At 63.1% G+C, this 25,384-nt stretch carries 22 protein-coding genes; 17 read left to right on the top strand and 5 right to left on the bottom strand.

Going from position 1 to position 25,384, the window contains the following annotated elements; genetic code table 11:
* The first annotated feature begins 42 nt into the window (after window positions 1-42).
* From BLS60_RS07415 to BLS60_RS07400, 4 genes are all read left to right on the top strand, one after another.
* Window positions 43-1,641, top strand: coding sequence for a DUF2300 domain-containing protein (locus BLS60_RS07415; RefSeq protein ID WP_244153381.1), 1,599 nt, complete (start codon window positions 43-45; stop codon window positions 1,639-1,641).
* 4 nt (window positions 1,642-1,645) lie between these two features.
* A complete protein-coding gene (locus tag BLS60_RS07410) occupies window positions 1,646-2,443 on the top strand; it encodes a YfaP family protein (protein WP_092366390.1) in 798 nt (265 codons plus the stop codon).
* 340 nt (window positions 2,444-2,783) lie between these two features.
* The gene (locus BLS60_RS07405; RefSeq protein WP_092366387.1) at window positions 2,784-3,917 is read left to right on the top strand and encodes an HPP family protein; all 1,134 of its coding nucleotides are present in this window, start codon (window positions 2,784-2,786) and stop codon (window positions 3,915-3,917) included.
* 89 nt (window positions 3,918-4,006) lie between these two features.
* Window positions 4,007-4,867, top strand: a complete 861-nt coding sequence (locus tag BLS60_RS07400) for a LysR family transcriptional regulator (RefSeq protein WP_092366383.1) — start codon at window positions 4,007-4,009, stop codon at window positions 4,865-4,867.
* Between the two features lie 208 nt (window positions 4,868-5,075).
* Here BLS60_RS07400 and BLS60_RS07395 read toward each other — a convergent pair whose 3' ends face one another.
* From BLS60_RS07395 to gatC, 4 genes are all read right to left on the bottom strand, one after another.
* Window positions 5,076-5,453, bottom strand: a complete 378-nt coding sequence (locus tag BLS60_RS07395) for a septal ring lytic transglycosylase RlpA family protein (protein ID WP_092366380.1) — start codon at window positions 5,451-5,453, stop codon at window positions 5,076-5,078.
* A 70-nt stretch (window positions 5,454-5,523) separates the two neighbouring features.
* Entirely contained in the window at window positions 5,524-6,972 is a 1,449-nt protein-coding gene (gatB, locus tag BLS60_RS07390) for an Asp-tRNA(Asn)/Glu-tRNA(Gln) amidotransferase subunit GatB (RefSeq protein ID WP_092366377.1), read from the bottom strand.
* A 14-nt stretch (window positions 6,973-6,986) separates the two neighbouring features.
* The gene (gene gatA / locus BLS60_RS07385) at window positions 6,987-8,438 is read right to left on the bottom strand and encodes an Asp-tRNA(Asn)/Glu-tRNA(Gln) amidotransferase subunit GatA (protein WP_092366374.1); all 1,452 of its coding nucleotides are present in this window, start codon (window positions 8,436-8,438) and stop codon (window positions 6,987-6,989) included.
* Window positions 8,439-8,453: 15 nt separating this feature from the next.
* Window positions 8,454-8,741 (bottom strand): Asp-tRNA(Asn)/Glu-tRNA(Gln) amidotransferase subunit GatC, encoded by a 288-nt coding sequence (gene gatC / locus BLS60_RS07380; protein ID WP_070880697.1) that lies wholly within the window; start codon window positions 8,739-8,741, stop codon window positions 8,454-8,456.
* A 326-nt stretch (window positions 8,742-9,067) separates the two neighbouring features.
* Here gatC and mreB point away from each other — a divergent pair, with 326 nt between their 5' ends.
* The 8 genes from mreB (at window position 9,068) to tldD (ending at window position 20,008) form a co-directional block, all read left to right on the top strand.
* Window positions 9,068-10,105 carry a rod shape-determining protein MreB gene (gene mreB, locus BLS60_RS07375; protein WP_042554791.1) on the top strand — a complete coding sequence of 346 codons (1,038 nt, stop codon included), beginning with the start codon at window positions 9,068-9,070 and terminating at the stop codon, window positions 10,103-10,105.
* 120 nt (window positions 10,106-10,225) lie between these two features.
* Window positions 10,226-11,170, top strand: a complete 945-nt coding sequence (gene mreC / locus BLS60_RS07370; protein ID WP_244153373.1) for a rod shape-determining protein MreC — start codon at window positions 10,226-10,228, stop codon at window positions 11,168-11,170.
* On the top strand, window positions 11,167-11,655 hold the full coding sequence (gene mreD, locus BLS60_RS07365) for a rod shape-determining protein MreD (protein WP_092366369.1): 489 nt from the start codon (window positions 11,167-11,169) through the stop codon (window positions 11,653-11,655). Before mreC ends, mreD begins: the two co-directional genes overlap by 4 nt.
* Before the next feature lie 34 nt (window positions 11,656-11,689).
* The gene (locus BLS60_RS07360; RefSeq protein ID WP_092366366.1) at window positions 11,690-12,271 is read left to right on the top strand and encodes a Maf family protein; all 582 of its coding nucleotides are present in this window, start codon (window positions 11,690-11,692) and stop codon (window positions 12,269-12,271) included.
* A 96-nt stretch (window positions 12,272-12,367) separates the two neighbouring features.
* Window positions 12,368-13,825, top strand: a complete 1,458-nt coding sequence (rng, locus tag BLS60_RS07355; RefSeq protein ID WP_070880700.1) for a ribonuclease G — start codon at window positions 12,368-12,370, stop codon at window positions 13,823-13,825.
* A 31-nt stretch (window positions 13,826-13,856) separates the two neighbouring features.
* A complete protein-coding gene (locus tag BLS60_RS07350; RefSeq protein WP_092366363.1) occupies window positions 13,857-17,684 on the top strand; it encodes a YhdP family protein in 3,828 nt (1,275 codons plus the stop codon).
* A 30-nt stretch (window positions 17,685-17,714) separates the two neighbouring features.
* Window positions 17,715-18,569 carry a carbon-nitrogen hydrolase family protein gene (locus tag BLS60_RS07345; protein WP_092366360.1) on the top strand — a complete coding sequence of 285 codons (855 nt, stop codon included), beginning with the start codon at window positions 17,715-17,717 and terminating at the stop codon, window positions 18,567-18,569.
* Complete coding sequence (gene tldD / locus BLS60_RS07340) at window positions 18,566-20,008, top strand: metalloprotease TldD (protein ID WP_070880703.1); 1,443 nt, start codon at window positions 18,566-18,568, stop codon at window positions 20,006-20,008. Before BLS60_RS07345 ends, tldD begins: the two co-directional genes overlap by 4 nt.
* Window positions 20,009-20,050: 42 nt before the next feature.
* On the opposite strand, the gene yjgA is transcribed toward tldD, so the two are convergent.
* The gene (yjgA, locus tag BLS60_RS07335; RefSeq protein WP_070880704.1) at window positions 20,051-20,569 is read right to left on the bottom strand and encodes a ribosome biogenesis factor YjgA; all 519 of its coding nucleotides are present in this window, start codon (window positions 20,567-20,569) and stop codon (window positions 20,051-20,053) included.
* A 102-nt stretch (window positions 20,570-20,671) separates the two neighbouring features.
* Between yjgA and pmbA the strand changes: the two genes are divergently transcribed.
* The 5 genes from pmbA to BLS60_RS07310 all read left to right on the top strand — a co-directional run bounded on the left by pmbA (window position 20,672) and on the right by BLS60_RS07310 (window position 25,160).
* Window positions 20,672-22,018, top strand: coding sequence for a metalloprotease PmbA (gene pmbA, locus BLS60_RS07330; RefSeq protein WP_092366357.1), 1,347 nt, complete (start codon window positions 20,672-20,674; stop codon window positions 22,016-22,018).
* Window positions 22,019-22,277: 259 nt separating this feature from the next.
* Window positions 22,278-22,673: a FagA protein gene (locus BLS60_RS21530; protein ID WP_208597284.1), complete on the top strand. Its 396-nt coding sequence runs from the start codon at window positions 22,278-22,280 to the stop codon at window positions 22,671-22,673.
* Entirely contained in the window at window positions 22,666-24,042 is a 1,377-nt protein-coding gene (locus tag BLS60_RS07320) for a class II fumarate hydratase (RefSeq protein ID WP_092366354.1), read from the top strand. The genes BLS60_RS21530 and BLS60_RS07320 overlap by 8 nt, the downstream gene beginning before the upstream one ends.
* Window positions 24,043-24,085: 43 nt before the next feature.
* Window positions 24,086-24,535, top strand: coding sequence for a hypothetical protein (locus BLS60_RS07315; protein WP_092366351.1), 450 nt, complete (start codon window positions 24,086-24,088; stop codon window positions 24,533-24,535).
* 13 nt (window positions 24,536-24,548) lie between these two features.
* A complete protein-coding gene (locus tag BLS60_RS07310; protein ID WP_070880709.1) occupies window positions 24,549-25,160 on the top strand; it encodes a superoxide dismutase in 612 nt (203 codons plus the stop codon).
* Window positions 25,161-25,384 lie beyond the last annotated feature (224 nt).

The following is a 25,384-nucleotide window of genomic DNA, read 5'->3' as shown; positions in this document are numbered from 1 at the left end:
CTCGCTTCGCTAGCCCTGCTGGCCGCCCTCGGCGGCTCGGCAATGGCAAGCGAGGCGCCGCTGTCCCTGGCTTGGCAAACGGCCGGCGGCAGCGAACTGCTGCGCATCGACGGGCAGCGACTGATCAGCCGCGAACCGCTGCCCGACACGCTTCAAGCGCCGTTGGGCAGCCTGTGGAAACTGTTCGTTTACGCCTATCTGGTCGACACCGGGCAGCCGGACAACGGCTATCAGTGCCGTGGCGGGAACAAGGAAGAGGTGTATTGCTGCAACCCAGGCGAACGCATTGATCGCGACCAGGCACTGGTGAAATCCTGCGGGTTGTACTTCGAGCAGGACAATCTGCAGCTGACCGAGAGCGACTGGTTGCGTTACTGGCAGGTACGCCAGGCGCCGGCGTGGATCGCCGAGCGCCAGCGACTGGCTCCCGAAACCCGTGTGCCAGTTCAGCAACTGCTCGCCCAGCTCGGGCAACTGCCAGCCCAGGCGGATGCGCGCAAGGTCTTGCTGGACGTGATCCTCAGCAGCGCTAATGGTGCTGCTGTCAGCGCCCTGGGTGGGCGCCTGCGGGTGAAAACCTGGAGCTGGCTGGCCGATGGCGATGCCCAGGCGCGCCAGGGTGGTTTTGCCGGCTGGCTGACCGATGGCACCCCGGTGTGGGCCGGTGGTTCGGGCACCAGCATGATGGTGCTCAAGCGCTACGCCGAGCCGCTCGGCCAGGTGCTGCCCACGCCCTGGCCGAGCGAAGCCGGCAGTTGTATCGAGGTGCGCCTGTTCGCCCGCTATCCGCTGCGCCAGCTCAGGCGCGAGGGCGGTGGCGCGGTGGTAGAGTCGGGGGCGCTTAATGGTCGCTACGAGGTGGAATTCGCCAATGGCAATCGCCTGCCCATCGAAAGCCATGGCGAGCTCTTTCTCGAACGCACGGGTGAGGGGCTTCAGCTGACCGCTCACCTCGATCGTGAGGACTACGTCGCCCGCGTGCTGGACCGCGAAGCCTCGGCGCAACCCGCCGAAGCCGCCAAGGCATTAGCCATCGCCGCCCGTACTTACCTGCTGCAGACCGCCGGCCGGCGCGGCGAATGCCTGACCATCGATGACAGCAGTGCCAGCCAGCGGGTCGCACCGCGCCCGGCCAGCCAGGGCGCCCGGTATATCGCCGCATGGACGGCCGATCTGGTGCTGGCCGGCACGCCGGTCACCTACCACAGCACGCAGCCGGGTACTGATCGCCTGGCCTGGTCCCAGGCGGTCGAACAGGCCGCCAGCGGCCTGCGTTACGACGCCATCCTGGCCCGCGCGTTCCCGCGCGCCACCTTGAGCCGCTGGGACAAACCGGTGGCGGCCTGCCAGCCCTTGCCCGCCGCCGAACAGTGGCTGCGCAAGCAGCGTCGCGATTGGCGCCAGCGCCTGGATGGTGAGCCCGGTTATGAGGAGATTCAGCAGTTCGCCGTGTGCCAGCTGGCGTCCGGTCGGCCTTCGGTGGATCGTGAGCGTCAGCGCATTTACGTGCGCGGCTTCTTTTCCCTGCAAGACCGTCTCGACCTGACTCACGAATACCTGCACCTGGCGTTTGCCGCCCACCCCAATGGACAGGACGAGGCTTATGTCGAAGGCCTCGCCCGCACCCTGTTACTGGAATGACACCATGGCCCCGATCAATCCCCGTTTCGCCCTTTGCCTGACTTTGCTACCGCTCTGCGCGCTGGCCGAGGTGCAGCTCGACACGCCACGCAGCGGCTGGCGCGTAGGAGGTGGCGATGGTGCGCAGTTCATGCAAGAGGTCAATTACCCTGCGTCGTCCGTCAACAGCGCCGCCAACCAGGCTGACACCGCGCGCATCAAGGGCGCGATCAGCGCGTTGGAAAAGGACGCCAAGGTGCCCGGCCGCCTGGTGGTCAATGGTGTCAGCATGCCGCTGAAGATCGCCGAAGACGGCAGCTTCGATCGGCCCTTCGTGTTCTCCGAGGGCAGCAACAACGTCGAGGTGCGCAGCCCGGATGGCGAGCAGCGCCGCCGCGTGCAGTTCTACAACCGGGGTAGCGGCGAAACCCCGGCGCGCCTGCGTGTGGTGTTGTCGTGGGACAGCGACAACACCGACCTCGACCTGCACCTGGTGACCCCCGATGGCGAGCATGTCTGGTACGGCAACCGCTCGCTGGCCAATGGTGCCGCTCTGGATGTCGACGTGACCACCGGCTACGGCCCGGAAATGATCGCCACGCCAACGCCGCTCAAGGGCCAGTACCTGGTCTACGTGAACTACTACGGCGGCGGTTACAGCTACGACGAGAACGGCGAGAGCAGCGCCCAGCAGATTCTCACCACCGGGCAAATCACCGTGATCAGCGAAGAGGGCACGGTCAACGAGAAGCAGCAGAGCTTCCTCGTGCCGATGCGCACCCCGGGCGAGCTGACGCTGGTGAAGAGTTTCAGTTATCCGTAAGCGGTACGCGTGATTCAGCTGGCGTGAGCAGGCTGTGCCGGTCTTCCCGGGTATCGCTTCGCTCGCTTGGTCAAAGACGCTAAGCATTCGAAGGTAGACTGTTCCGTGCTCAAATTTAATATCAATAAAATATTACTCATCCTTCATTATTATTCGTTGGATGAATCTCTCTGCGTTGGGCAGACTCCATCGCATTGTCTGAATCAGTTTCTCTGCTGAGGCGGACAAGGTTGCAAACAGACGATTACACCCATCCAGGGATGGATACTCCTGCCAGCCGCCAATGGCGGTACCCAGCGAGCCTTTCACGTGAGAGGCTCGAGTTTTTCTGACGATATCGATGAAATCCACCGCGCAATTTTCTTCCTGGCTGTCTGCCTTCCTGCCCGATTCCCTGCATACCCGCCCTCGCGAATGGAGCCGCGCCGCGCTCGGTGCGGCCATTGGCTTCCTGTTCAGCACCTGGGTGTGCAGCCAGTTGTTCGGCTTGCACATGGCCGTGCATTTTTCCGGCCCGCTGGCAGCTTCGGCGGTGCTGTTGTTCGCTGTCTCGTCCGGCGCGCTGGCGCAGCCCTGGGCGATCCTCGGCAGCTATCTGTGCGCGTGCGTGGTCGCGCTGACGATCACTCACTTCATCGACCACAGCCTGGTGGGCGCAGCCCTGGCGCTCGGCCTTAGCCTGTTAGTGATGTGCCCGCTGCGCTGCCTGCATCCACCGGCGGGTGCTATCGCCTTTTGTATGGTGTTCGCCACGCCGGCGCCCGGTGAACCGTTCTGGCAACCAGCCCTGGCGGTTATGACCGCCGGCGTTGGACTGCTGGCCTGCGCGCTGCTCTACAACAACCTGACGCGCGTGCCGTACCCGCGGCCGCACCCCGGAACCTCCACGGTGCATCGCACACGCGACCCGTTGCCCAGCGAGCGGGCCGGCATCAATGCCGACGATCTCGATCACGCTCTGGATGAGTTGGGCTCGTTCGTCGATGTAACCCGTGAAGACCTCGAATTGATCGTGCGCAGCACCGAGAAGCACGCGCTGCGCCGCAGCATGGGTGATATCCGCGCCGGGCAGATGATGTCCCGCGACCTGATCCACGCCACGCCGCATACCCGCGTCGCCGAGGGCCTGTATCTGCTGACCCATCACCAGCTCAAGGCGCTGCCGATTCTCGACGAGCACCGGCAACTGGTCGGCATCGTCAGCCTGGTGGATCTGGTCGGCGCGATACGTGCCAACAGCTTCAACCTGCGGGCGATACTCGGCCTGCAAAAACAGCAGGTGCTGGGCGAGCTGATGACCTCGCCGGTTCAGACGGTGGACGTCGATGCCCATGTGGTCGACCTGATCGCGCTGCTCTCGGACGACGGCCTGCATTGCCTGCCGGTATTGGACAGCGGTGCGCTGGTCGGGGTGATCACCCAGACCGATCTGGTCGCGGCGCTGCATCGCGACTTGCTCAGGCACCTCGATTGAGGCATCGAATCATCCGCCGCGCATCCGTACACTGTTCGCCGGATCAGGCTTGAGGAGTCGCCAGCGCCCTGCACGCTGGCTCAGCGAAGATGGATATCGACCTTACCCGCACCTTTCTGGAAATCGTCCGCAGCGGCAGTTTCATTGCCGCCGCCGAGCGCATGCATGTCACCCAGACGGCAATCACCGCGCGCATCCAGAAGCTCGAAAGCCACCTGGGCAGCACGCTGTTCGTGCGCAACCGTGCCGGCGCGCGGCTGACTGCAGATGGTGAGGCGTTCGTCACCTACGCCAACCAGATCCAGCAGACCTGGGAGGCGGCGCAGCGTGATCTGCCCTTGCCGGACGGTTACCACAATGTCATTCACATTGGCGGCGAGGTCAGCCTGTGCAACCCGTTGATGCTGCGTTGGGTCAGCGAGATTCGTGCGGCCATCGACGGTTATGCGGTGCGCGCGCAGATTGGCGACGGTGCGGGCTTGCTGCGCCAGCTTGAACTCGGCGTGCTGGATGCCGCACTGGTCTACCAGCCCACTTACTGGGCCGGCCTGCAGGTCGAGCAGATTCTGGAGGAAAAGCTGATTCTGGTGGAGGCGGCCAACCCCGAACCCTATGTATACATCGACTGGGGCGACAGCTTCCGCGCCCAGCACGACCGTGCGTTGCCGGACAAGGCTCGTGCGCCGGTGTCCTTCAACCTGGGGCCGCTGGCGCTGCAGTACATTCTGGAACACGGCGGCTCGGGCTATTTTCGCACCCGGGTGGTGCAAAGCTACCTGGATAAGCAGGTGCTCAAACGCGTGAGCAGGGCGCCGGAGTTCAGCTACCCGACCTACCTCGTCTATTCCCGCGAGCGAGATTCGGCGGCTCTGCAGCACAGCTTCACGCTGCTGCGCGAGATCGTTGCCCAGGGGCCTGATTGGTCGCAGCGCTGGGATCCGGCGGTCTGAGCGGCTATTCACGGTCTTTCGGCTCGAATTCAGCGCTTTGCCTGCAAAGTGGCGATAGCGGTCGTAGGGTGGACGACGCCTCACCTACGCGGCCCGACCCGTCCACCGCTCTGCGATTGCAATGGTGGATGAAAAGAGCGTCATCCACCCTACGGCCGTTATCGCCTTGTAGCAGCCTCTTTAATGTCGCCTAAAGGACCGCTCCGTGTTACTTCAGGCTTTCGACCCTCACCGGCACTACGCCGGAGCGAATCATGTCCAGGGATTCAGCCGCCTTGCGCGACACGTCGATGATTCGCCCGCGCGCGAAAGGCCCACGGTCGTTGATGCGCACCACCACGCTGCGGTCATTGTTCAGGTTGGTGACCTTGACCCTTGTGCCGAAGGGCAAGGTGCGGTGGGCGGCGGTCAGCGCGTTCTGGTCGAAGCGCTCGCCGCTGGCGGTCTTGTTACCGTGGTGCGCCTTGCCGTAGTAGGACGCTTTGCCCTCGGCCCGGTAATCGCCGGGTACGCCGCCACCAAAGGGCAGGCCGCTACAACCCGCGAGCAGCCCGGACAGCATCAGCAGAGCCGTTAATCGACGCATCACTTCTCTCCCATTCATGCGCTCGCGTCAGACACAAAAACGCCGGGAATTCCCGGCGTTTTCAAATCGCTCAGCCTTCGAGCTTTTTCTTCAGCAGTTCGTTCACTTGCCCCGGGTTGGCCTTGCCTTTGGAGGCTTTCATGGCCTGCCCGACAAAGAAACCGAACATCTTGCCACGCTTGGCTTCGTCGCTGGCGCGGTACTGTTCGACCTGCTCGGCGTTGGCGGCCAGCACGTCGTCGAGCATCTTTTCGATGGCGCCGGAGTCGGTGACCTGCTTGAGGCCCTTCCTCTCGATCACGTCGTCCGCCGTTGCGCCCTCACCAGCGGCCAGCGCTTCGAAGACCATCTTGGCGATCTTGCCGCTGATGGTGTTGTCCTTGATGCGCTGGATCATGCCGCCCAACTGCTCGGCGGAAACCGGCGACTGATCGATCTCCAGGTTGTCCTTGTTGAGCAGGCTGGACAGCTCGCCCATCACCCAGTTGGCCGCCAGCTTGGCGTCGCCACAGGTCTTCGCGACCACCTCGAAGTAGTCGGCCAGCTCACGGCTCGCGCTCAACACGCTGGCGTCGTAGGTGGAGAGTGCGTACTGGCTTTCGAAACGCTCGCGCTTCTGCGGCGGCAGCTCGGGCAGGTGGCTGCGCAGGTCATCGAGGAAGCTTTGCTCGATCACCACCGGCAACAGGTCCGGGCAGGGGAAGTAACGGTAGTCGTTGGCTTCTTCCTTGCTGCGCATGGAGCGCGTCTGGTCCTTGTTGGGGTCGTACAGGCGGGTTTCCTGCACCACCTTGCCGCCGTCCTCAATCAGTTCGATCTGGCGTTGCACTTCGTGGTTGATGGCTTTTTCGATGAAGCGGAACGAGTTGACGTTCTTGATCTCGGCGCGAGTACCGAACTCGACCTGGCCTTTCGGGCGCACCGACACGTTGCAGTCGCAGCGCAGCGAACCTTCGGCCATGTTGCCGTCGCAGATGCCGAGGTAGCGTACCAGGGCGTGGATCGCCTTGACGTAGGCCACCGCTTCCTTCGCGGAGCGGATGTCCGGCTCGGAGACGATTTCCAGCAGCGGCGTGCCAGCGCGGTTCAGGTCGATGCCGCTCATGCCCTGGAAGTCTTCGTGCAGGCTCTTGCCGGCGTCTTCTTCGAGGTGCGCACGAGTGATGCCGATACGCTTGACGGTGCCGTCTTCCAGGGTGATGTCGAGGAAGCCCTTGCCGACGATGGGATGATCCATCTGGCTGGTCTGGTAGCCCTTCGGCAGGTCCGGGTAGAAGTAGTTCTTGCGCGCGAAGACGTTGCGCTCGGCGATCTCGGCGTCGATTGCCAGGCCGAACTGGCAGGCCATGCGCACGGCTTGCTCATTGAGCACCGGCAAGGTGCCGGGCATGCCGAGATCGACCAGGCTGGCCTGAGTGTTGGGCTCGGCGCCGAAGGTGGTGGCGCTGGCCGAGAAAATCTTCGATTGCGTGCTGAGCTGAGCGTGAATCTCGAGCCCGATGACGGTTTCCCACTGCATGTCTTAATCCTTCCTCAGAAGCCGCTCGGTGCTTGTTTGTGCCAGTCGCTGACCTGTTGGTACTGGTGCGCGACATTGAGCAGACGACCTTCCTGGAAGTAGTTGCCAAGCAACTGCACGCCCACCGGCAAACCATCGACAAAGCCCGCAGGCATCGACAGGCCAGGAATACCGGCCAGGTTGGCGGTGATGGTGTAGATGTCTTCCAGGTAGGCGGACACCGGATCGGCGTTCTTCTCGCCGAGCTTCCAGGCCAGGTTCGGCGTAGTCGGGCCGAGGATCACGTCGACCTCTTTGAAGGCCGCAACGAAGTCGTTCTTGATCAGCCGGCGAATCTTCTGCGCCTTGAGGTAGTAGGCGTCGTAGTAGCCGGCGGACAGCGCGTAGGTGCCGACCATGATGCGGCGCTTCACTTCTGCGCCGAAGCCTTCTTCGCGCGAGCGCTTGTACAGGTCTTCGAGGTTGCTCGGGTTTTCGCAGCGATAGCCGAAGCGCACGCCATCGAAACGCGACAGGTTGGAGCTGGCCTCTGCCGGTGCGATCACGTAGTAGGCGGGAATCGCGTGCTGCATGTTCGGCAGGCTGATGTCCTTGACGCTGGCGCCGAGTTTTTTCAGCGCCTCGACCACGGCCAGGATCTTCTCGCCGATGCGCGCGTCGAGGCCGGCACCGAAGTATTCCTTCGGCAGGCCGATGCGAACGCCGCTCAGCGGCTGGCTCAGTGTGGACAGGTAATCGTCGACCGGCTGATCGACACTGGTGCTGTCTTTGGCATCAAAGCCGGCCATGGCTTGCAGCAGCAGCGCGCAGTCTTCGGCGGTGCGCGCCATAGGACCGCCCTGATCGAGGCTGGAAGCATAGGCAATCATGCCCCAGCGCGAGACACGGCCGTAGGTCGGCTTGATGCCGGTGAGGTTGGTCAGCGCCGCCGGCTGGCGGATCGAGCCGCCGGTGTCGGTGCCGGTGGCGGCCGGCAGCAGGCGCGCGGCAACTGCGGCAGCCGAGCCACCGGAGGAGCCGCCAGGCACGCGGGTCAGATCCCAGGGGTTCTTGACCGGGCCGTAGTGACTGGATTCGTTGGCTGAGCCCATGGCGAATTCGTCCATGTTCAGCTTGCCGAGGGTCACCGTGCCGGCGCTGGCCAGCTTCTCGACCACGGTGGCGTTGTAGGGTGCCTTGAAGCCGGTGAGGATCTTCGAGCCGCAGCTGGTCAGCACGCCTTGGGTGCAGAACAGATCCTTGTGGGCGATTGGCGCGCCGAGCAGCGGGCTGCTTTCGCCGGCAGCGCGACGGGTATCGGCGGCCTTGGCCTGCTCAAGGGCGAGGTCGGCGGTTACGGTGATAAAGCTGTTGAGCTGTGGATCGAGCTGCTCGATGCGCGTCAGCAGGTTCTGCGTCAGTTCAGCGGATGAGAATTGCTTGTCGGCGAGGGCGCGGGCGATCTCGGCCAGGGTCATGTGATGCATGGCGGGGCGCTTTCCTTACTCGATGACTTTGGGAACCAGGTACAGGCCGCTTTCCACGGCCGGGGCGATGGCCTGGTAGGCCTCGCGGTGGTTCGCTTCGGTAACCGCGTCGGCACGCAGGCGCTGGGTGGTTTCCAGCGGGTGCGCCAACGGCTCGATACCGTCGGTATTGACCGCCTGCATGCTGTCGATCAGGCCGAGGATGCTGTTCAAGGTTGCGGTGGTGTGGGGCAGTTCGCCTTCACTCAGGCCCAGTCGGGCCAGGTGTGCGATCTTTTCCACCTCGGAGCGTTCAAGCGCCATCGGGTTCTCCTGTAAAGGCGGCCGCTATGGGGCCGCCAGTGAAAATATGAGCAGGTACCGTGCACGGAGGGCAGGGAACGGATGCGTCTAGCCGGCGGTCAAAGGCGGCGATGTGTGGCTCGGGGCAGGTACCTGTGGCGCCTGGCAGAATTTGCCGCGGTCGCCGCCAATGTCGAAGATGCCTCAAAGCCGCGGAAAAACAGGCAATCTACCATATTGGTGCCTTGCTCAAAATCCCTGCCGTTGTTAGAGTTTGCCGCACTTTTTTACCTGCGTGTTTTCTTGCGCTGTATCTTTACCCACGCGTTGCCTAGGGTCCTTATCCCATGTTCAAAAAACTGCGTGGCATGTTTTCCAGCGATCTGTCGATTGACCTGGGCACTGCCAATACCCTTATTTATGTACGCGAGCGCGGCATCGTCCTGAACGAGCCGTCGGTCGTCGCCATCCGTACCCATGGCAATCAGAAAAGTGTTGTAGCCGTCGGCACCGACGCCAAGCGGATGCTCGGTCGTACGCCGGGCAATATCGCCGCCATCCGTCCGATGAAGGACGGCGTGATCGCCGACTTCAGCGTCTGCGAAAAGATGCTGCAGTACTTCATCAACAAGGTTCACGAAAACAGCTTCCTGCAGCCCTCGCCGCGCGTGCTGATCTGCGTGCCGTGCAAGTCGACCCAGGTCGAGCGCCGCGCCATCCGTGAATCCGCGCTGGGTGCTGGTGCCCGCGAAGTGTTCCTGATCGAAGAACCGATGGCTGCTGCCATCGGCGCCGGCCTGCCGGTCGAAGAAGCGCGCGGTTCGATGGTCGTCGATATCGGTGGTGGTACCACTGAAATCGCACTGATCTCGCTGAACGGCGTGGTTTACGCAGAATCCGTACGGGTTGGCGGCGACCGTTTCGACGAAGCCATCATCACTTACGTGCGCCGCAACTACGGCAGCCTCATCGGTGAATCCACCGCCGAGCGCATCAAGCAGGAAATCGGCACCGCCTACCCGGGCGGCGAGCTGCGTGAAGTTGACGTACGTGGCCGCAACCTGGCCGAAGGCGTACCGCGCAGCTTCACTCTCAACTCCAACGAAGTGCTCGAAGCGCTGCAGGAATCCCTGGCGACCATCGTCCAGGCGGTGAAAAGCGCCCTGGAGCAATCGCCGCCTGAGCTGGCATCGGACATCGCCGAGCGCGGCCTGGTGCTGACCGGTGGTGGCGCGCTGCTGCGTGACCTCGACAAGCTGCTGTCCCAGGAAACCGGTTTGCCGGTAATCGTCGCCGAAGACCCGCTGACCTGCGTGGCCCGTGGCGGCGGCAAGGCGCTGGAAATGATGGATCGCCACACCATGGATCTGTTGTCCACCGAATAAGCTGCACACCTTGCGCTGCAGCAGCCTGAAGCCGCATGCAGCTTTCAGGCTGGCAGTCGAGAGGTACTCACCATAAAGCCGCTATTCGCCAAAGGTCCTTCGCTCGGTGTACGCCTGCTGGTGTTCGCCGTGCTGTCGGCTGCGCTGATGGTCGTCGATGCGCGCCTGACCGTCCTGCAGTCGGTGCGCAGCCAGCTCGGCCTTATCGTCGAGCCGGTCTACTGGCTGGGTCGCTTCCCCGTTACATTATGGGAAGGCGCCACCCAGGAATTCAGCTCCCGCAATGAACTGGCAGCCGAGAACGAGAAGCTCAAGGCCGAGCAGTTGATGATGCAGCGTCGCTTGCAGAAGCTGGCGGCCTTGACCGAGCAGAACGTGCGCTTGCGCGAATTGCTCAACTCGTCGGCATTGGTCGACGACGAGGTGCTGGCCACCGAGTTGATCGGCATCGATCCCAACCCCTTCACGCACCGCATTCTCATCGACAAAGGCGAGAAAGACGGCGTCGTGCTCGGCCAGCCAGTGCTCGATGCCCGCGGCCTGATGGGCCAGGTTGTTGAGGTGATGCCGTACACCTCTCGCGTGCTGCTGCTCACCGATACCACCCACAGCATTCCGGTGCAGGTCAACCGCAATGGTCTGCGCGCCATCGCCACCGGCACCGGTAACCCGGAACGCCTGGAGCTGCGTCACGTGGCCGATACCGCAGACATCAAGGAAGGCGATCTGCTGGTCAGTTCCGGCCTTGGGCAGCGCTTCCCGGCGGGTTACCCGGTGGCCACGGTGACCGAGGTGGTGCATGACTCCGGTCAGCCGTTCGCCATCGTGCGCGCCATGCCGACCGCCAACCTCAACCGCACCCGCTACATGCTGCTAGTGTTCACCGACCCGCGCACGCCGGAACAGCGCGCCACCGAGTCGGCCGAGGCGCAGGAAGCGGTTGACCGTCAGGCGCTGCAAGAGCCTGGTGACGAAAGCCCTGACGACGCGACACCCGCTGCCGATGAGCCGACCACTGATAATCCGCCTGCGGCACCTGCTCGCGGCGAGGAGGCTGGCCAATGATCGCTGCCCGTTCCAATAACGTCTGGGTGATCTGGGTCACCATGGCGCTGGCGCTGCTGCTCAGCGTCTCCACCCTGCCGCGCTTCATGGAAATCGGCCGGCCGTTGTGGCTGGCGCTGTTCCTCACCTACTGGGTGCTGGCCGTGCCGCACCGCGTCGGCATGACCAGTGCCTGGTGCGTCGGCCTGCTGGCCGACGTGCTGAACGGCACCTTGCTCGGCCAGAATGCATTGATCCTCACGCTGATCACCTTTCTGGTGCTGAGCCTGCACCAGCGCCTGCGCATGTTTCCCATGTGGCAGCAGAGCATGGTGCTGCTGGTGGTGTTCGGTATTGCGCAACTGGTACAGCTGTGGCTCAACGCACTGACTGGCAGCCGCCCACCGACTCTGGCATTCGTGCTGCCGGCGCTGGTCAGCGCCTTGCTCTGGCCATGGGTCTGTACGCTGCTGCGTGCTCTACACCGGCGTCTGGGTGTCAACTGAAACGCGCTGCGGCGCCTGATTGCGAGACGTCTGCATGGCAATGCTCTACCTGGCCTCCGCTTCGCCGCGGCGCCGTGAACTGCTGACCCAGATCGGCGTGCCGTTTCTCACTCAGGTCGTACCCATCGACGAAACGCCGCAGGCTGGCGAGTCCCCGGCCACCTATGTCGAGCGCCTGGCACGGGCCAAGGCCGCGGCTGTGCTGAGTATCCTCCCCGAGCGTGACGGTGCGGTGGTGCTCGGCTCCGATACCGCGGTGGTGCTCGACGGGCGCATCCTCGGCAAGCCGGTAGATCGTGCCGACGCGCTGGCCACCCTTGCCGCGCTGTCCGCGCGCGAGCATCAGGTGCTGACCGCCGTCGCGCTGATCAGTAAAACGCGCGCTGCCGCTCGCGTGGTGACCAGCACGGTACGTTTCAAGCCGCTGAGCCAGACACAGATTGAAGCGTATTGGGCGACCGGCGAGCCGCGCGACAAGGCCGGAAGTTATGGTATTCAGGGTTTGGCGGCGGTTTTCGTCAGTCAGATGCAGGGCAGTTATTCAGCGGTGGTCGGGCTGCCGTTGTGCGAGACTGCCGAGCTGCTCGCGGAATTCGCGATTCCGTGCTGGCAATGACTGCCAGCGCATAACCCAGAGGTTGCTGGCCGCGATGTGCCGGGCTCGCTCGAGCCTGCCGCTGCTTTCAGCTTCATCTCAGACAGAGATGGGCGCATGAGTGAAGAAATTCTGATCAACATCACGCCGATGGAATCGCGCGTGGCGGTGGTGGAAAACGGTGTCCTGCAAGAAGTGCACGTCGAGCGCACCCAGCGCCGCGGCATCGTCGGCAACATCTACAAAGGCAAGGTGGTGCGCGTCCTGCCGGGTATGCAGGCGGCGTTCGTCGATATCGGCCTGGAGCGCGCAGCGTTCATTCATGCCTCGGAAATCTCCAGCCGTGAAGGCAGTGCCGTGGAGACCATCAGTGCGCTGGTTCACGAAGGCCAGAGCCTCACCGTGCAGGTCACCAAGGACCCGATCGGCAGCAAGGGCGCGCGGCTGACCACCCAACTGTCGATCCCGTCGCGCTATCTGGTGTATATGCCGCGCACCAGTCATGTCGGCATTTCCCTGAAAATCGAAGACGAAGCCGAGCGTGAGCGCCTCAAACAGGTCGTCACCGACTGTGTGGCGGCCGAAGGCATCGAGGAGGCTGGCGGCTTCATCCTGCGCACCGCCGCCGACGGCGCGCGTGCCGAAGAAATCCTCGTCGACATCCGCTACCTGCGTCGTCTGTGGACGCAGATCGCCGAGCAGATGAAGAGCGCGCCAACGCCATCGGTGATCTACGAAGATCTCAGCCTGGCGCTGCGTACGCTGCGTGATCTGGTCAGCGCCCGTTCCGAGAAGATTCGTGTCGACTCGCGGGAAACCTTCCAGAAGATCACCCAGTTCGTCGCCGAACTGATGCCGGAGATATCCGACCGCCTGGAGCATTACCCGGGGGAGCGGCCGATTTTCGACCTGCACGGCATCGAGGACGAGATCCAGAAGGCCCTGGAGCGCAAGGTGCCGCTCAAGTCCGGGGGCTACCTGGTCATCGATCCGGCCGAGGCGATGAGTACCATCGACGTCAACACCGGCGCTTTCGTCGGTCATCGCACGCTCGAAGAAACCATCTTCAAGACCAACCTCGAAGCGGCCACCGCGATCGCCCGGCAACTGCGCCTGCGCAACCTCGGTGGGATCATCATCATTGACTTCATCGACATGGAAGACGAAGAGCACCAGCGCCAGGTGTTGCGCACCCTGGAAAAACAGCTGGAGCGCGATCACGCCAAGACCAACATCATCGGTATCACCGAACTCGGCCTGGTGCAGATGACCCGCAAGCGTACCCGCGAAAGCCTCGAGCAGGTGCTCTGCGAGCCCTGCAGTCACTGCCAGGGCCGCGGCAAGCTGAAGACTGCAGAAACCACCTGCTACGAGATTTTCCGCGAGATTCTCCGCGAAGCCCGCGCCTATCAAGCCGAAGGCTACCGCGTGCTGGCCAACCAGAAGGTGGTCGACCGCCTGCTCGATGAAGAATCGGGCAATGTCGCCGACCTCGAAGCATTCATTGGACGAACCATCAAGTTCCAGGTCGAAACCATGTACTCCCAGGAACAATACGATGTGGTGCTGCTGTGATAATCCCCGGTCAGACCGGGGCGTGACCTGAATGGAACGGTTGGGGCAGGCGTTCGCCACGCTGCTGCGCTGGGGCCTGGGCCTGTGTGCGCTGGGTTTGGTGCTGGCGGCTTTTTACGTGAGCCTCGGTCGGCAGTTGGTGCCGTTGGTGGCCGAGTATCGTGAAGAAGCGCAAGCGCGTGCCACCGAAGCGCTTGGTATGCCGGTCAGCATCGGCGCGCTGGAAGGGCAGTGGAGTGGGTTTTCGCCGCTGTTGCTGGTGCGCGACCTGCGTCTGGGTGACGGTGAGCAACACCTGACCCTCAAGCAGGTGCGCGTGGTGCCTGACCTGCTGGGCAGCCTGCTCGCCTGGCAACCGCGAATCGCCGAGTTGCAGCTCGACGGTGTGAGCCTGACGTTGCGTCAGGACGAAGACGGCGCCTGGCAGGTGGAAGGCATTCCACAGCGGCAGAATCAGCCGCCGCTGGATGTGCCCAAGGTGCTGCGCCAGTCGCAGATGATCAGCCGGCTTTCCCTGTTCGACAGCCAGGTTAGCGTTCAGGCCCAGGGTCTGAAACCCTTCACGCTCAGCGCCATCAATCTCAGCATTCGCAATGGCAGCACTCGACAGCGGGTGGACGCCCGCGTGCAGCTGCCGGACGGCCAACCGTTGGCGCTGCAGGTGCGCACCCGCATGCAACCTGAGACTTGGCAGCATGCCCGTGCCGAGGTCTATCTCAGCGCGCCGCAGAGCGATTGGGCGAGCTGGGTGCCGCCGGCCCTGACCCGCGATTGGCACCTCGACCATCTGCAACTGGGTGGCGAGGCCTGGGTGCTCTGGGACAAGCGCAACCTGCAACGCGCCGCCACTCGCCTGCATGCCCCGCACCTGGCGGGGCGTTACGCCAAGCGCGAGGCTGTAGCGCTCAAGGATCTGGCGCTGAACGCCTATTTCGAGCGTAAAGATGATGATTTCGACCTGCTCCTCGACGATCTCGCCTTCAGCCAGGGCGACAACCGCTGGGGCGAAGCGCGTATCTCTCTCGGTCATCAGGCGGCCAAGGGTGATGCCTCCCAGCGCTGGAGCCTTAGCGCCGATCGCCTCGACGTTGGCCCGCTGGTGCCGTTGGTGGAAGGCCTTGCGCCAATGCCGGAAAACACCCTGGACCTGCTGCAGACGCTCAAGCCCCACGGCGCCTTGCGCAACCTCACCGCCAGCTTTCGCCCCGAGATCGAAGGGCCGGAGCGGCTGCAGTTCTCAGCCAACCTGGAACGCGTGGGCTTTTCCGCCTGGCATGCCTCGCCGGCTGTGGAAAACGGCAGCGGTAGTATCACTGGGGACCTCGGTCAGGGCGAGTTGAAGGTCGACAGCGAAGATTTCTCCTTGCACCTGACCACGCTGTTTCCCAAGGCCTGGAATTATCAGCAAGCCAAGGGCCGGCTGACCTGGACGCTCGATGACGAAGGCTTCACCCTGCGCGCGCCTTACCTGCAGGTGGTGGGCGAGGAGGGCAAGGTGGCTGGCGACTTCCTGATCCGCATGCTCAAGGACCCGGAGCGTGAGGACTACATGGACCTGCGCGTCGGCATGCGTGACGGCGACGCGCGGTTTACCGAGAAGTACCTGCCGACGCCGGCGCTAAGCCCCGCGCTCGATAAATGGCTGAAAACGGCGATCCGCGGCGGTAAGGTCAAGGAAGGCTATTTCCAGTATCAGGGTTCGATCAACCGCAACCCCGACCCTGCTGTGCGCAGCATCAGCCTGTTCTTCGATGTGGAAGATGCCGAGCTGGCGTTCCAGCCAGGCTGGCCGGCACTGCACGATGCCCGCGGGCAGGTGTTGATCGAGGACAGCGGCGTGCGGGTACGCGTCTCGCAAGGGCGTATTCTCGACAGCCAGGTGCGCGAGGCCTACGCCGATATCGCTCACGTCGATCCGGGTGAAACGCCGCGCCTCAAGCTCAAGGGCACATTACAGAGCAGCGTCGGCGATGGCTTGAAGATCCTGCAGGATACGCCGCTGGGTGTCGCCGACACGTTCGCTGGCTGGAAGGGCGCTGGCGCACTCAGCGGTGCTCTGGACCTGGACATCCCCCTGCAAAAGGGTGAGCAGGCCAACGTGATCGTCGACTTCAAAGCTGACAAAGCCTCACTGGCTATCAGCAAGCCCGCGCTGGAGCTCAGCGATGTGAGCGGTGACTTCCGCTACGACACCAACAAGGGTCTTAGCGCGCCGTCGATCACTGCGCGTGCGCTGGGCCATGCCGTGCGCGGCAAGGCGGTTGCCGATGGCAGCCCCGGCCAGGCGCGCAGCCATATCGAAGCCAATGGGATCATCCCGCTGGCCAACCTCACTGGCTGGCTGGGCGTGAAGCAGCAGTTGCCCGCCCAGGGCAGTCTGCCTTATCGCCTTCGTCTGAGCCTTGAAGGCGCGCAGAGCCAGCTGCGCATCGACTCCAACCTCAAGGGGCTAAGCATCGGCTTGCCGGCACCCTTCGGTAAAGCAGCGAGTGAAGAGCGCTACGCCGATTGGCGGATGAACTTCGGTGCTAGCGAACAGCGCTATTGGCTGGATTATGCCGATGTAGCCAGCTTCACCCTCGCAGCGCCACCGGGGCAGTTCGAGCAGAGTCGCGGTGAGCTGCGCCTGGGCGACGGCCCGGCGATACTGCCTACTACGCGCGGTGTGCGGGTGCGTGGTCGGGTTGCAGAAGTCAATCTGGCGGCCTGGCAGGACGTCATCAAGCCTTATGAGCAAAGCCCTCGCGAAGATGCCCAGCAGCTGTTCAGCGATGCCCAACTGCGCATTGGCCGTTTCGAAGGATTGGGGCAGACACTCGACGATCTCGACGTGGGCTTGCGTCCCATCGACGGCGGCTGGTCATTGAGTGTCGACAGCAGTCTGGCAAAGGGGCGTGTTGATTTGTTTGACGCAGACGGCCGGCCAATCATCGCCGACCTCGAGTATGTGCGCCTGCCGGCTGCCAAGCCGAGTACCGATGACGCGCCTGAGCCCGAGGGGCCGGATCCGCTGGCCGATTTCGACCCCAGTAAGATTCCAGCGCTGGATGTGCGGGTGGCTCACGTATTCCAGGGCGATTACGACATGGGCGCTTGGTCGCTCAAGGCCCGGCCAGATACGCAGGGCGTGCAGTTCAGCGACCTAGACATCAACCTCAAGGGCCTGCACCTTGGCGGTGCCATCGGCTGGCAAGGCGCACCGGGGCAAACCCGCAGCTGGTACAAGGGGCGCATGCAGGGCGAAAAGCTTTCCGAGGTCCTCAAGGCCTGGGGCTACGCGCCATCGGCGACCAGCGAAAGCTTCCGCCTGGATGCCGATGGTAACTGGCCTGGCTCGCCGGCCTTCTTCAATCTCAAGCGCTATTCGGGCAGCCTCGACGCAGCATTGCGCAAGGGCCAGTTCGTCGACGTACAGGGCTCGGCATCGGCACTGCGGGTGTTCGGTCTGCTCAACTTCAACTCCATTGGCCGGCGTCTGCGCCTGGACTTTTCTGACCTGCTCGGCAAGGGCCTGAGCTATGACCGGGTCAAGGGCAACCTGAAGGCCACCGATGGCGTGTTCGTCACCCAGGAGCCCATCACCATGACCGGCCCGTCGAGCAACCTGGAACTGGACGGCACCCTGAACATGATCAACCAGGGCATCGACGCCAAGCTGTTGGTGACGTTGCCGGTGACCAACAACCTGCCGCTCGCCGCATTGATCGTCGGTGCGCCCGCCATCGGCGGGGCGCTGTTCATTGCCGACAAGTTGTTGGGCGATCGTGTGGCGCGTTTCGCCAGCGTGCAATACGACGTGAAAGGCACCCTGCATGACCCGCAGCTGACCTTCGACAAGCCATTCGAGAAGCCCAACTGACGTGCCTTCCTACCTGACCGAGGAGCCATAATGTCCATTGCCGTGATCCAGATGGTCAGTCAGGACGATATTGCGGCCAACCTCCGGCAGGCTCGCCACCTGCTGGAGCAGGCCGCGGCAAACGGCGCCAGGCTGGCGGTGCTACCGGAAAATTTCTCTGCCCTCGGCCGGCGTGACGCCGCCGAACTCGGGCGCCTGGAGGCTCGTGGTGAGGGACCGGTGTTGCCCTGGTTGAAAGGCACCGCCCGCGACCTCACGTTATGGATAGTGGCCGGTACCTTGCCGCTGCCTGCGGATGATCAGCCTGACGGCAAACCGAGGGCCTGCTCGCTGCTGATCGACGAGCATGGCGAGCGCGTTGCCCGTTACGACAAACTGCACCTGTTCGATGTGGACGTTAGCGATAGCCGCGGCCGCTATCGCGAGTCGGACGACTACGGTCAGGGCGAGCAGGTGGTGGTCGCCGATACGCCCGTTGGCCGGCTGGGTTTGACCGTATGCTACGACCTGCGCTTTCCTGAACTCTATGGGGCGCTGCGCGAGGCGGGTGCCGAGCTGATCAGTGCACCCTCGGCTTTTACCCGGGTCACTGGTGCCGCGCACTGGGATGTACTGATCCGCGCCCGCGCCATCGAAACCCAGTGTTACCTGCTGGCCGCCGCACAGGGCGGTATTCACCCCGGCGGCCGTGAAACCTACGGCCATTCCAGCATTATCGACCCCTGGGGGCGTAAGCTGGCGGAACAGGCGGATGGCGAGGCGGCTCTGCTGGCCGTACGCGATACCGCCGAGCAGACCGCGATCCGTGAACGCATGCCGGTGCTGCGACACAAACGATTTTTCGCTGCGGCGCAGCCGCGGCAGCCTGATGTGGAGACGTTATGAGCGACATGTTGTTGACCGTCAGCGAGCAGATGCTCAGCCCAGGCGGTCTCACCCTGAATCATCTGCCTGGCGTGCTCGGTGAGCTGGCCGGGCCGGGTATCGATGCGGCTGACCTGTATTTCCAGACTCAGGTTTCCGAGACCTGGGTGCTGGAAGACGGAATCGTCAAAGAAGGCAGCTTCAACCTCGATCAAGGTGTGGGCGTACGCGCTCAATCCGGGGAAAAGACCGGTTTCGCCTACAGCAACGCCATTACGCCCGAGGCGCTGAGCCAGGCAGCCCGTGCCGCACGCTCCATTGCTCGCGCCGGGCAGCAGGGCCAGGTGCAGGCGTTCGCGGCAACCCAGGTGACGCCGCTGTATGCACCGGAAAATCCGCTGGATGTCATCGACCGCGCGCAGAAGGTCGAGTTGCTCAAGCGTATCGACCAGGCAACCCGTGCTCTGGACCCGCGCATCAAGCAGGTGACGGTGAGCCTCGCCGGCGTCTGGGATCGCATCCTGGTTGCCGCCACCGATGGCAGCCTCGGCGCCGATATTCGTCCGCTGGTGCGTTTCAATGTCAGCGTGATCGTCGAGCAGAACGGTCGTCGCGAACGTGGCGGCCATGGTGGCGGTGGGCGTACCGACTACAGCTATTTCCTCAGCGAGGATCGCGCCATGGGTTATGCCCGTGAAGCGCTGCGTCAGGCGCTGGTCAACCTCGAAGCGGTAGCCGCGCCCGCCGGCAGTATGCCGGTGGTGATGGGCGCCGGTTGGTCTGGCGTACTGCTGCACGAAGCCGTCGGGCATGGCCTGGAGGGCGATTTCAACCGCAAGGGCAGCTCCAACTACAGCGGCAAGATCGGCCAGCAAGTGGCGTCCAAACTGTGCACCATCGTCGATGACGGCACCCTGGCGGAGCGCCGCGGCTCGCTGAGCATGGACGATGAGGGCACGCCGACGCAGTGCACCACGCTGATCGAGAACGGCGTGCTCAAGGGCTATATGCAGGACAAACTCAACGCGCGCCTGATGGGCGTGGCACGTACCGGCAACGGTCGGCGCGAATCTTATGCGCACCTGCCGATGCCGCGTATGACCAACACCTACATGCTGGCAGGCGAGAGCGATCCCGAGGAAATCATCCGTTCGGTGAAGAAGGGTATCTACTGCGCCAACCTCGGCGGGGGTCAGGTCGACATCACCAGCGGCAAGTTCGTGTTCTCCACCAGCGAGGCCTACCTGATCGAGGACGGCAAGATCACCGCACCGGTCAAGGGTGCGACGCTGATCGGCAATGGCCCGGAGGCAATGAGCAAGGTGTCGATGGTCGGTAACGACCTGGCGCTGGACAGCGGCGTCGGCACCTGCGGCAAGGATGGCCAGTCGGTACCGGTCGGCGTTGGCCAGCCGACGCTGAAGATCGATGCGATCACGGTCGGTGGCACTGGCGCGTGACGATTCGGCCGGGGTTCGCCCCGGCCGTGCGACGAGCGAAACCTAGCGCAGGCCGCGCTGGGATTCGTCGAGTTCGCGGATGTACTTGAAGATTTTGCGTGACGAGGCCGGGGCTTTTTCCTGCGCTGCTTCATGCTGGGCATGGCGAATCAGGGCGCGCAGGTGCTGACGGTCGGCGTCGGGGTATTCGGCAACGAATTTCTCCAGCACCTCGTCATTACCGGTGATCAAACGGTCACGCCAGCGCTCGAGATTGTGGAAGCGTTCGTTGTACTGGCGCGTGGAAGCGTCGAGCTGATCGAGTAGCGTCAGGATTGCTTCAATGTCCTGGTCGCGCATCAGCTTGCCGATGAACTGCATATGGCGCTTCTTCGCGGCATTGGCGGTGTGCTTGGGAGATTCTTCCAGCGCACGACGCAGGCCGTCGGTCAGCGGCAGCTTGTTCTGCAGATCGGGCTTGAGGGCGGCGAGGCGTTGGCCAAGGTCCTGCAGGGCGTGGAATTCACGCTTGATCTGGGTTTTGCTCTTCTCGCCGGAGAAGTCGTCGAGGTAATCAGACATTTTGCGGTGATCCAATGGGAAACGCCGCCATGATAGCAGCAAGTTTCTTGCCGCATGCGCGACCCGAGTCGTTGCCGCTGCGGCTAATGTTCAGGAGTCGTTATGAGTGAAGTGGAAGTAGTCGGACCAGGCGCGTTAGCGGGCCTGCAGGCACAGGTCGAACAGATTCTCGCCGAGGCCAAGAAGCAGGGCGCCAGTGCCTGTGAAGTCGCGGTGTCGGTAGAGCAGGGGCTGTCCACCACGGTGCGCCAGCGTGAGGTGGAGACGGTCGAGTTCAACCGCGATCAGGGGTTCGGCATTACCCTGTACGTCGGCCAGCGCAAGGGCTCGGCCAGCACATCGGCCACCGGCGATGCGGCGATCCGCGAGACCGTTGCGGCCGCCCTGGCCATCGCCAAGCATGCCTCCGAAGACGAAAGCGCCGGCCTCGCCGACGCGGCCCTGATGGCCCGCGATCTGCCTGAGCTGGACCTGTATCACGCCTGGGACATCACCCCGGAGCAAGCCATCGAGCGTGCGCTGGTGTGCGAGGCTGCGGCGTTCGAGGCCGATTCGCGCATCCGCAATGCCGACGGCACCAGCTTGGGCACCCATCAGGGCTGCCGCATATACGGCAACAGCCACGGCTTCATTGGTGGTTACGCCAGCACCCGGCACAGCCTCAGCTGCGTGATGATTGCCGAAAGCGATGGGCAGATGCAGCGCGACTATTGGTATGACGTGAACCGCCAAGGCGAGCTGCTGGCTGATGCTGCGAGCATCGGTCGCCGCGCGGCGCAACGTGCGGTCAGCCGCCTTGGCGCCCGTCCGGTGCCGACCTGCGAAGTGCCGGTGCTGTTCTCTGCAGAACTGGCGACCGGGTTGTTCGGCAGCTTCCTTGGCGCCATCTCCGGTGGTGCGCTATACCGCAAGTCGTCGTTCCTTGAAGGCTCCCTGGGCGAGCAGCTGTTTCCGTCCTGGCTCAACCTCGACGAACGTCCGCACATTCCTCGTGCCATGGGCAGCGCCGCGTTCGATGGCGATGGTCTGGCCACCTACGCGAAGCCCTTCGTCGAGGGCGGCCGGCTGGTTTCCTACATCCTCGGCACCTACGCCGGGCGTAAGCTGGGCATGCCCAGCACGGCCAATGCCGGCGGCGTGCACAACCTGTTCGTCAGCCATGGTGATGAAGATCAGCAGGCGCTGATCAAGCGCATGGGCCGCGGTCTGCTGGTCACCGAGCTGATGGGCCACGGGCTGAACATGGTCACCGGCGATTACTCCCGTGGTGCGGGCGGCTATTGGGTGGAAAATGGCGAGATCCAGTTCGCCGTGCAGGAAGTCACCATCGCCGGCAACCTGCGCGACATGCTCAAGCAGATCGTAGCGGTGGGCAGCGACCTGGAGCTGCGCAGCAATATCCGCACGGGCTCAGTGCTGATTGAGAAGATGACGGTCGCCGGCAGTTGATTCATTCGGGCGCCCTTCGGCGCCCGCTTCTTTCAGGCCAGCCACGCAACGTGGCGATCATGTGCCTACCTCTTCCCTGCAAATTGCTGTCTGCAGATCGTTGCCTGCTGGCGGATTTCAGCGAGGTTTGCCCAATTTGCTGGGCGCTCAGTTGGCATCGCAAGCGAGCACAGCTTGATCAACGGTGCTTCCATTCAAATCGGTATTGATTATTCTTTCTATATAGGAATTAATATTATTATCTTTTGAAAGGTGCGCCATGAGATTTCGCTCAAGCAATACGCCCTGTCTGGATTGTTGGTATTGGCTGGGTTTCCGGATTCGCTGCGGCCTGCTTCCTGATGAACCGCGGCTGCTGGAATTGCATTGGGCGCAGGGGCGGCAACTGGTCGAACACGGCCGCCTGTGCCCCTGGAAGATGTCGCTGACTACCCTGACCCTGCTCCTGGACACCGCCTGCGATACGGCGCTGCCCTGGCACTGGCGCAGCGTCTGCCTGGATCACGCCTATCGCTCCCTCTACGCGCTGCAGCATCTGGCGGTCGACCGCGATCAGCAACAGAGCCTGAATCGCGCTCGCAATCGTCTGGCCACCCTGCGCATGCAGCCATCTCTTTCTATCTCCGAATTGGCAGAAGGAAATCCCTATGAGTAATACCCGAATCGAACGCGACAGCATGGGCGAGTTGGCCGTACCGGCCGACGCCCTGTATGGCGCTCAGACCCAGCGCGCGGTCAACAACTTCCCGGTCTCGGGCTGGGCCATGCCAAACGCCTTCATTCGCGCGCTGGTGTTGGCCAAGGCTGCCGCCGCCCGTGCCAACGTCGACTTGGAGCAGATCCTTCCCGCGCAGGGCGATGCCATCGTCTCCGCGTGCCAGCAGCTGCTGGCCGAAGATTTCATGCAGCATTTCCCGGTGGATGTGTTCCAGACCGGCTCAGGCACCAGTTCGAACATGAATGCCAACGAGGTGATCGCCACCCTGGCCACGCGCATCCTTGGCGAGCCGATCAACCCCAACGACCACGTCAACTGCGGGCAGAGCAGCAATGACATCATTCCCACCACCATCCACGTCAGCGCGGCGATCGAGGTAAGCGATAGGTTGTTGCCCGCACTCGGTCACCTGCTCAAGGTGCTGTGCGAAAAGTCGCTGGAGGTGCAGCCCTATGTGAAGACCGGGCGCACCCACCTGATGGACGCCATGCCCGTGCGCATGAGCCAGGTACTCGACGGTTGGGCGCAGCAGATTCAGGGCAACATCCAGCTGCTCACCAGCCTGTTGCCGGCGCTCCAGGCCTTGGCACAAGGCGGCACCGCGGTTGGCACGGGCATCAATGCGCATCCGCGGTTTTCCGAACTATTCTGTCGGGAGCTCAATGCGCTGACCGGGCGGCAATTCACGCCGGGGTCCAACTTCTTCGCGCTCATCGGCTCGCAAGACACCGCCGTAGCACTTTCGGGGCAGCTGAAGACCACAGCGGTGTCACTGATGAAAATCGCCAACGACCTGCGCTGGATGAACTCCGGACCACTGGCCGGCCTTGGCGAGATCGAGCTCGAAGCATTGCAGCCTGGCTCCTCGATCATGCCGGGCAAGGTCAATCCGGTGATCCCGGAGGCAACGGCGATGGTCGCTGCGCAGGTGATCGGCAATGATGCGACCATCGCAGTGGCGGGGCAGTCCGGCAATTTCGAGCTGAACGTGATGCTGCCGGTGATTGCCCACAACCTGCTCGGCAGTATCGAGTTGCTTACCAACGTCAGCCATCTGCTGGCGGATCGCGCCATCGCCAGCTTCAAGGTCAACGAGCCTAAGCTCAAGGAAGCGCTGGGGCGCAATCCGATTCTGGTGACGGCGCTGAACCCGCTGATCGGCTATCAGAAGGCTGCCGAGATCGCCAAGAAGGCATACCGGGACGGCCGGCCGATCATCGACGTCGCTGAGGAGATGACCGACCTGGGGCGCGCTGAACTGGAACAACTGCTCAACCCGGAGCGCCTTACCGAAGGCGGTCTATAACAGCGGAAATTGCAATATTCGCCAAGAGGCGGGGGGCCGGTTCATGGAGCAGTGGAAACGACTCATCGAGGCCGGTAACCGCTACTTCGCCGAAGGATCCTGGGTCGAGGCGCGCGAACAGTACCTGCAGGCGTTGGCCTTGGCACAGGTGCTGTTCGAGCGCTGGCGTGACACCGATGCCGCGGTGGCGGCGTTCGTGGTGTCTCAGCACAACCTGGCCGATCTGCAGCTGATGATCGGCCATCCGGAAGAGTCTGCCGAGCACCTCTGCGCCTGCCACGAATACCTGTTGCGCTGCATGAACAGTGAACACCTGGCGCCAGCTCTACGCCAGGCGGCGCTGAATCACAGCAACCGCACCTACATCAGTCTGTTGAACTTTGTGGCCGAGCACGGGGCCTACCCCCGTACAGATCGATTGCTGGGCGCCCATGCGCCTGGTGATGCATCACCGGCAGAACGCTTAGCGTCTGTCATTCGTCAGTACCATTAGAAGGAGTGAAACCATGCCGTATAGCCTGCCTGCTCTGCCTTACGCTTACGATGCCCTGGAGCCGCACATCGATGCGCAAACCATGGAGATCCACCACAGCAAGCACCACCAGACTTACGTGAACAACCTCAATGCTGCGCTGGAAGGTAATCCGCTGGGCGAACTGCCGGTAGAAGAGCTGCTGACCCGCCTCAAGGAAGTGCCTGAGGACAAGCGTGGCGCGGTAATCAACAACGGTGGCGGGCACGCCAACCACTCGCTGTTCTGGACCGTGATGAGTACCAGCGGCGGTGGCGAACCCCAAGGCGACCTGAAAACCGCCATTGATAGCCAGCTGGGTGGCCTGGAAGCCTTCAAGGAAGCCTTCACCAAAGCCGCACTGACCCGTTTCGGCAGCGGCTGGGCCTGGCTCAGCGTGACGCCGGAGAAGAAGCTGGTGGTCGAGAGCACCGGCAACCAGGACAGCCCGCTGATGATCGGCAATACACCGATCCTTGGTCTGGACGTCTGGGAGCACGCGTACTACCTGCGTTACCAGAACCGTCGCCCGGAATACATCGGCGCGTTCTACAACGTCGTCGATTGGGCAGAGGTGGCTCGTCGCTACCAGGCTGCGATGGCCTGAAACATGCCGCGTAACCGACTTAGAGTGCGCATGCTCCCTTTCCATGGGTTCATCGTCAGCAATCGACGTTGGCTTATCTACGCGCTGGTTCTGATGCTGCTCTTCGTGGGCATCGTCATTCTCATCGCGCAGGCCTAATAATAAGAGAGCCGGCTTTTGCCGGCTCTCTTATACAGGCTGGATCATTGCCTGGCTTCCTGAAGCCGACGCCACTAGCGCATCGC

The organism is Phytopseudomonas seleniipraecipitans, assembly GCF_900102335.1.
In the GTDB taxonomy this organism is placed as follows: domain Bacteria; phylum Pseudomonadota; class Gammaproteobacteria; order Pseudomonadales; family Pseudomonadaceae; genus Aquipseudomonas; species Aquipseudomonas seleniipraecipitans.
The sequence above is the reverse complement of the archived record's forward strand: the minus strand, read 5'-3'. Positions and strand labels throughout refer to the sequence as shown.

Coding starts and splice junctions, on each gene's coding strand:
- BLS60_RS07345 (WP_092366360.1), top strand. CDS start 17,715: ATGTCCATTGCCGTGATCCAGATGGTCAGTCAGGACGATATTGCGGCC.
- BLS60_RS21530 (WP_208597284.1), top strand. CDS start 22,278: ATGAGATTTCGCTCAAGCAATACGCCCTGTCTGGATTGTTGGTATTGG.
- tldD (WP_070880703.1), top strand. CDS start 18,566: ATGAGCGACATGTTGTTGACCGTCAGCGAGCAGATGCTCAGCCCAGGC.
- BLS60_RS07410 (WP_092366390.1), top strand. CDS start 1,646: ATGGCCCCGATCAATCCCCGTTTCGCCCTTTGCCTGACTTTGCTACCG.
- BLS60_RS07395 (WP_092366380.1), bottom strand. CDS start 5,453: ATGCGTCGATTAACGGCTCTGCTGATGCTGTCCGGGCTGCTCGCGGGT.
- mreB (WP_042554791.1), top strand. CDS start 9,068: ATGTTCAAAAAACTGCGTGGCATGTTTTCCAGCGATCTGTCGATTGAC.
- BLS60_RS07310 (WP_070880709.1), top strand. CDS start 24,549: ATGCCGTATAGCCTGCCTGCTCTGCCTTACGCTTACGATGCCCTGGAG.
- BLS60_RS07360 (WP_092366366.1), top strand. CDS start 11,690: ATGGCAATGCTCTACCTGGCCTCCGCTTCGCCGCGGCGCCGTGAACTG.
- rng (WP_070880700.1), top strand. CDS start 12,368: ATGAGTGAAGAAATTCTGATCAACATCACGCCGATGGAATCGCGCGTG.
- gatC (WP_070880697.1), bottom strand. CDS start 8,741: ATGGCGCTTGAACGCTCCGAGGTGGAAAAGATCGCACACCTGGCCCGA.
- mreD (WP_092366369.1), top strand. CDS start 11,167: ATGATCGCTGCCCGTTCCAATAACGTCTGGGTGATCTGGGTCACCATG.
- BLS60_RS07320 (WP_092366354.1), top strand. CDS start 22,666: ATGAGTAATACCCGAATCGAACGCGACAGCATGGGCGAGTTGGCCGTA.
- BLS60_RS07315 (WP_092366351.1), top strand. CDS start 24,086: ATGGAGCAGTGGAAACGACTCATCGAGGCCGGTAACCGCTACTTCGCC.
- gatB (WP_092366377.1), bottom strand. CDS start 6,972: ATGCAGTGGGAAACCGTCATCGGGCTCGAGATTCACGCTCAGCTCAGC.
- gatA (WP_092366374.1), bottom strand. CDS start 8,438: ATGCATCACATGACCCTGGCCGAGATCGCCCGCGCCCTCGCCGACAAG.
- BLS60_RS07405 (WP_092366387.1), top strand. CDS start 2,784: ATGAAATCCACCGCGCAATTTTCTTCCTGGCTGTCTGCCTTCCTGCCC.
- yjgA (WP_070880704.1), bottom strand. CDS start 20,569: ATGTCTGATTACCTCGACGACTTCTCCGGCGAGAAGAGCAAAACCCAG.
- pmbA (WP_092366357.1), top strand. CDS start 20,672: ATGAGTGAAGTGGAAGTAGTCGGACCAGGCGCGTTAGCGGGCCTGCAG.
- BLS60_RS07400 (WP_092366383.1), top strand. CDS start 4,007: ATGGATATCGACCTTACCCGCACCTTTCTGGAAATCGTCCGCAGCGGC.
- BLS60_RS07415 (WP_244153381.1), top strand. CDS start 43: ATGGCAAGCGAGGCGCCGCTGTCCCTGGCTTGGCAAACGGCCGGCGGC.
- BLS60_RS07350 (WP_092366363.1), top strand. CDS start 13,857: ATGGAACGGTTGGGGCAGGCGTTCGCCACGCTGCTGCGCTGGGGCCTG.